The 6529-nt window shown below is 29.8% G+C and carries 4 protein-coding genes, 2 tRNA genes and 1 other annotated feature; all 6 genes read left to right on the top strand.

Annotation, left to right across the window (positions count from 1 at the left end):
- The first annotated feature begins 132 nt into the window (after positions 1 to 132).
- Positions 133 to 615, top strand: a complete 483-nt coding sequence (gene greA / locus I4V63_RS10020; protein WP_196001119.1) for a transcription elongation factor GreA — start codon at positions 133 to 135, stop codon at positions 613 to 615.
- A 15-nt stretch (positions 616 to 630) separates the two neighbouring features.
- Complete coding sequence (lysS, locus tag I4V63_RS10025) at positions 631 to 2136, top strand: lysine--tRNA ligase (protein WP_196001120.1); 1506 nt, start codon at positions 631 to 633, stop codon at positions 2134 to 2136.
- A gap of 248 nt (positions 2137 to 2384) precedes the next feature.
- A tRNA-Asn gene (locus I4V63_RS10030) sits at positions 2385 to 2459 on the top strand.
- 27 nt (positions 2460 to 2486) lie between these two features.
- Positions 2487 to 2561 (top strand) — tRNA-Asn (locus I4V63_RS10035).
- Positions 2562 to 2693: 132 nt separating this feature from the next.
- Positions 2694 to 2858: a binding site (T-box leader), on the top strand.
- Between the two features lie 100 nt (positions 2859 to 2958).
- Positions 2959 to 4350, top strand: a complete 1392-nt coding sequence (locus tag I4V63_RS10040; RefSeq protein WP_196001121.1) for a glycine--tRNA ligase — start codon at positions 2959 to 2961, stop codon at positions 4348 to 4350.
- A gap of 181 nt (positions 4351 to 4531) precedes the next feature.
- Entirely contained in the window at positions 4532 to 5905 is a 1374-nt protein-coding gene (gene murD / locus I4V63_RS10045) for a UDP-N-acetylmuramoyl-L-alanine--D-glutamate ligase (RefSeq protein WP_196001122.1), read from the top strand.
- Positions 5906 to 6529 lie beyond the last annotated feature (624 nt).

Here is a 6529-nt window from a genome sequence, read left to right on the forward strand (position 1 = left end):
ACGTTGAAAATAGTCAGCTATTTTATTGACAGATGAAATAGCCTGATTTATAATATTTAAAATGATTTTAAGATTACTAAACTTACCTATTTATGAGTTGAATACGGTTAAGTTTTGAAGGGGAGAAAGATTATGAGTCAAGCAAAAAAATTTATAATGACTTACGAAGGTGTTAAAAAACTTGAAGAAGAATTAGAATACTTAAAAACTGTTAAAAGAAAAGAAATTACTGAAAAAATAAAGGTAGCTTTAGGATATGGAGATTTAAGTGAAAACTCTGAGTATGATGAAGCTAAAAACGATCAAGCTTTTACTGAAGGTAGAATTATTCAATTAGAAAACATGTTAAAAAATGCAGTTGTTGTTGATGAAAATGAAATACCAAAGGATAAAGTTTCAGTAGGATCTATAGTAAAGGTTATGGATTACGAATTTGATGAAGAAGTTGAATATACAATTGTTGGTTCAGCAGAAGCAGATCCAATGAATTTTAAAATATCAAATGAATCACCAGTGGGTAGTGCATTATTAGGAAAAAAAGTTGGAGATGTAGTAGAAGTTACAGTTCCAAGTGGAGTAAGTAAGTTTGAAGTCTTAGAAATAAGAAGAGACTAATTGGAGGTATAGTGAATGTCAACTGAAGAAATGAACATGCAAGAACTAGAGTCACAATTCAATGAACAAGAAAGATTAAGAAGAGAGAAGCTAGTTCAATTACAAGAAGAGGGAAAAGATCCTTTCGATGTATACAAAGTATATAGAACTCATAGTTCACAACAAGTTAAGGATAACTATGAGGAATTAGAAGGTAAAGATGTTACAGTTGCTGGTAGAATTATGTCTAAGAGAGGACAAGGAAAAGTTGTTTTCTCAGATATACATGATAGGGACGGGAAGATTCAATTATTCATAAAAATTGATGAAGTTGGAGAAGAAGCGTTAAAGCAATATAAGTCTAATGATTTAGGAGACTGGGTTGCTTGCACTGGAGAAGTATTTAAGACTAAAACAGGTGAAATATCTGTTAAAGCTAAAAAAATAGAATTAATATGTAAATCATTAAAGCCACTTCCAGAAAAATGGCATGGTTTAAAGGATCCAGATTTAAGATACAGACAAAGAGAAGTAGATATTATAACAAATCCAGAAGTTAAATCTACTTTTATGAAGAGAAGTCAAATTATAAAAGGAATAAGAGAATTCTTAGATAATAGAGGATTCTTAGAAGTTGAAACACCAATGCTTGCAACAATAGCTGGTGGAGCATCTGCTAGACCTTTCATAACTCATCATAATACATTAGATTTAGATATGTTCTTAAGAATAGCTCCTGAGTTATACTTAAAGAGATGTATTGTTGCTGGTTTTGAAAGAGTTTATGAATTAGGAAGAACTTTTAGAAATGAAGGTATGTCAATAAGACATAATCCTGAATTTACTATGATTGAATTATATCAAGCTTTTGCAGATTATAATGATATGATGGAATTAACTGAAAATATGGTTGCTGAAGTATGTAAGAAGGTTAATGGAACAACAAAGGTTACTTATCAAGGAACTGAAATAGACTTTATGCCACCATGGAGAAGAATAACTATGGTTGATGCTGTTAAAGAATATGCTGGAGTTGATTTTGCTGCAATTAATTCTGATGAAGAAGCTCAAGCTATTGCCAAAGAAAAGCATTTAGAATTCCCAAAACCATTAAATACTGTAACTAAGGGTGAAGTATTAAATATGCTATATGAAGAGTTCTGTGAAGAGCATATGATACAACCTACGTTTATTATAGATTATCCAGTAGAGATTTCACCTCTTACAAAGAAAAAGAGAGGAAATGAAATGTTCACTGAAAGATTTGAAGGATTTGTATTTGGTAGAGAGTTATGTAATGCATACTCTGAATTAAATGACCCAATTGTTCAAAGAGAAAGATTTGCGCAACAGGAAAAAGAAAGAGAACTTGGTGATGATGAGGCTTACATGATCGACGAAGAATTCATGAGCGCATTAGAAACAGGTATGCCACCAACAGGTGGACTTGGAATAGGAATAGATAGATTAATAATGTTCTTAACTGATTCAGCATCAATAAGAGACGTTATATTATTCCCAACAATGAAACCAATAAACTAATAAAATGATAAAAAACCACCAAAAGGTGGTTTTTTAGTTTTAAGCTATAAATGACAATTTTAAGGGTGAGTTAAGTATATCATAAATTTAATAAAGTATATTTTTAGACCGTATTAAAGGATTTTTATATTTAACTTATTAAAACTGTTTAATAAGTTAAATATAAAATTTTAAAGAAAAAATAAAAAAATATAAAAAAGGTGTTGCATTTTATAAAAAAGCTGATATAATAAATTATGCAATGACATTCCGCGATAGCTCAATGGTGGAGCACTCGGCTGTTAACCGATAGGCTGGAGGTTCGAGTCCTCTTCGCGGAGCCATTTTAAATTTCATTGCTGCAATAATATTCCGCGATAGCTCAATGGTGGAGCATTCGGCTGTTAACCGACAGGTTGGAGGTTCGAGTCCTCTTCGCGGAGCCATTTTTATTTTAAAGAGTTTTGTAGGAGCAGATGAAGTCTGTTGATACAAAACTCTTTTGTTATATAAAGCAAAATAATATATAATTTATCTTGACATATATAAGCTGTTTGATAAAATTAATATATAATTTAATAAACACGATGAAAAAGAAGAGTAATTTTAATATTTTTTTTAGAGAGATGATGGTTGGTGGAAATCATTAAAAAGTTAAAATGAAGGGAGCTTTTGAGTGTAGTTTGTAAAGTTGGGCTTTAGCCAAGAAGGGTGGAACCGCGGAATTTATTTTCGTCCCTTTATGGTTATAAGGCTTTTTTTATTATAAAAAAATAAATACGAATAATTTATTTGTATATAGCTTATAGAAATAAAGTTATCGTAAAAAATGGAGGTAGTAAAATGGCAGTAGAAAAGACTATGGATAAAATAGTTGCTTTATGTAAAAGTAGAGGGTTTATATTCCCAGGATCAGAGATTTACGGAGGGCTTGCAAACTCATGGGATTACGGTCCATTAGGAGTTGAATTCAAAAACAATGTAAAAAAAGCTTGGTGGAAAAAATTTGTTCAAGAAAGTCCATATAATGTTGGAGTAGATTGTGCAATATTAATGAATCCAGAAGTTTGGGTTGCATCAGGACACGTTGGAGGATTTTCAGATCCATTAATGGATTGTAAAGAATGTAAATCAAGATTTAGAGCAGATAAATTAGTAGAAGATCATATGACTGAAAGTGGAGTAGAAGTTGCTTGTGCTGATGGATGGACAAATGAAGAGTTAATGGACTACATAACTAAGAACAACATAGTTTGTCCTAAGTGTGGGAAAATGAATTATACTGATATAAGAAAGTTTAATTTAATGTTTAAGACTTTCCAAGGAATAACTGAAGATTCTGCAAATACAGTATACTTAAGACCAGAAACTGCACAAGGTATATTTGTAAACTTTAAATCAGTTCAAAGAACTTCAAGAAAGAAGGTCCCATTTGGTATAGCTCAAATAGGTAAATCTTTCAGAAATGAAATTACTCCAGGAAACTTTACTTTTAGAACAAGAGAATTCGAACAAATGGAATTAGAATTTTTCTGTAAGCCAGGTACTGATTTAGAGTGGTTTGGATATTGGAAAGATTACTGCTGGAACTTCTTATTAAACTTAGGAGTAAACTCAGACTCTTTAAGAATGAGAGATCACGGTGAAGAAGAATTATCATTCTATTCAAATGCAACATCTGATATAGAATACTTATTCCCGTTTGGTTGGGGAGAACTTTGGGGAATAGCTGATAGAACAGACTATGACTTAAAGAAACATGCAGAACATTCAGGAACTGATATGTCATATTTAGATCCAACAACTAATGAGAAATATGTGCCATATTGTATAGAACCATCACTAGGAGCTGATAGAGTTGCATTAGCATTCTTAGTAGATGCTTATGATGAAGAAGAGTTAGAAGGTGGAGATGTAAGAACAGTTATGCATTTACATCCAGCTTTAGCTCCATACAAGGCAGCTGTATTACCATTATCTAAGAAGTTATCAGATAAAGCTGATGAAGTATACTCAATGTTAGCAAAGAAATTTAATGTTGAATATGATGAAACTGGAAGTATAGGTAAGAGATATAGAAGACAAGATGAGATAGGAACTCCTTTCTGTATTACAGTTGACTTTGAAACTGAAAATGATGGATGCGTTACTATAAGACATAGAGACTCTATGACTCAAGAAAGAGTTGAAATTAGTAAATTAACACACTTTATTGCAAAAAGCTTAGAGTTTTAATTAGGAAGCAGCAAGAAATGATTATTGAAAGTTATTTCTTGCTGTTTTTGTTTTTAGAAAAATGTTTTTAATTTTATATTTATAGAATGTGAGAAAGTATAATGATATAATTATTTGTATATTGGTAAGAATTATTAATAATTATAAATTATAAAGTAATATAATTTAGTTGGAGGCAGTAATGAGAGAGTTTAAGGAATTTAAAGATTTTATTAATGGTAAAAATGTTGCTGTTGTAGGTATTGGTGTAAGTAATATTCCTTTAATAAATTTTTTGATGAAATTAGGAGCTAAAGTAACGGCTTTTGATATGAAGAAAGAAAATGAATTAGGAAAAATCGCAAGTGAATTTAAATCAAAAGGTATTAAGTTAGAGTTAGGTGAAGGATATTTAGATAAATTAACTGGATTTGAGGTAGTTTTTAAAACGCCATCAATGAGAATTGATTGTGAAGCTCTAGTTAGAGCAAAGAATGAGGGTTCATATATTACCTCTGAAATGGAAGAGTTTGTTAAGTACTGTAAAGGTAAAATATATGGAATAACAGGATCGGATGGAAAAACTACAACAACAACTATAATATCTAAGTTGTTAGAAGCTCAAGGTTATAAAACTTGGGTTGGTGGAAATATAGGAACACCATTGTTTTCTAATATAGAGGAAATAAACTCTGAGGATATGGTTGTTTTAGAGTTATCAAGTTTTCAGCTTATGACAATGGATTCTCCAATAGATGTATCTATTGTTACTAATTTAGCACCTAATCATTTAGATATGCATAAGGATATGCAGGAATATATTGATGCAAAGAAAAATATATTCTTATATCAGAATGAAGATAATGTATTAGTTTTAAATAGAGAAAATGAAATAACTTATGGATTTGAAAAAGAAGCTAAGGGGCATATTAGAGAATTTTCATCACAAAGAGTTATTCCAAATGGTTCATATTATAAAGATGGTACATTATATTTGGAAGGGAAAGAAGTTTGTAAGAAAAATGATATAGTAATTAAGGGTATGCATAATGTAGAAAATTATCTAGCAGCATTTATAGCTACAAAGGATGATGTTGAAATCAAAACAATGAAAAAGGTAGCTGAGACATTTGCTGGTGTAGAACATAGATGTGAATTAGTGAGAGAAATTGATGGAGTAAAATATTACAATGATTCTATAGCATCAAGTCCTACTAGAACGTTAGCTGGATTATTTGCGTTTGAAAGAAAAGTAATACTTATAGCTGGTGGATATGACAAACATATACCTTTTGAACCATTAGCTGAGCAAGGGTATCCTTTTATAAAAGAAATAATTCTTATGGGAGATACTAAATATTTAATAAAAGAAGCCTTTGATAAATTGAAATTAGAGAAGGGGATAGAAGTTCCTAGTATTATGGTTAATTCTTTAGAAGAAGCTGTAATTAAAGCTAAGGAAATTGCAATAAGTGGGGATATTATAACTTTATCGCCAGCTTGTGCATCTTTTGATATGTTCCCTAATTTTGCGGTTAGAGGAAATAGGTTTAAGGAAATAGTAAATAAGATTTAATAATAATTTATTTTTATTGATATATATAAAGTGAAATATATATAACTACATTGAATAGAGTATAGAAGTAAAAGCAATAGTTTGAGAAAGTTAAGCACTTTTGTTGCTTTTACAAAATGAATACTTTATTAAATGTAGTTATTTTTTTGAAATTTTAATTATAAGAATATTATATTTTAAAAATTTTCATTATAAAAATAATAGGATATGAGGGTTGATAAGCTTAATAAATATGAAAGATGATAAATATATAAAGCAAAATAGCAACAACAAATCCTGGCGTATCAATATAAGAAAATATTAGTATTATATAGATATAATGAGAAAAATAAATATAAACATCGTAATTAAGCAAAAGGATATAGTTTGTATATTATTAAACATGTTAATATAAAACACGTCGTCGGGAACAAAACAAGAAAAGTTCTTGAGACAAAAGTCTAACAACACAAACAAATAAAACTTCAAAAAAGTTTTTAAAAAAAAGTGTTGACAGACAAAAAGAAAAATGATATTATGATTAAGCAGTCAGGTTGATTGCAAATGATCTTTGAAAATTGAACAGAATATAAATTAAGTAACCAGCAATTCTTTTGAGAGTCTTAAAACAAAGACTCAAAGTAA

This window comes from Clostridium sp. 1001271B_151109_B4 (genome assembly GCF_015670405.1).
GTDB lineage: Bacteria > Bacillota > Clostridia > Clostridiales > Clostridiaceae > Clostridium.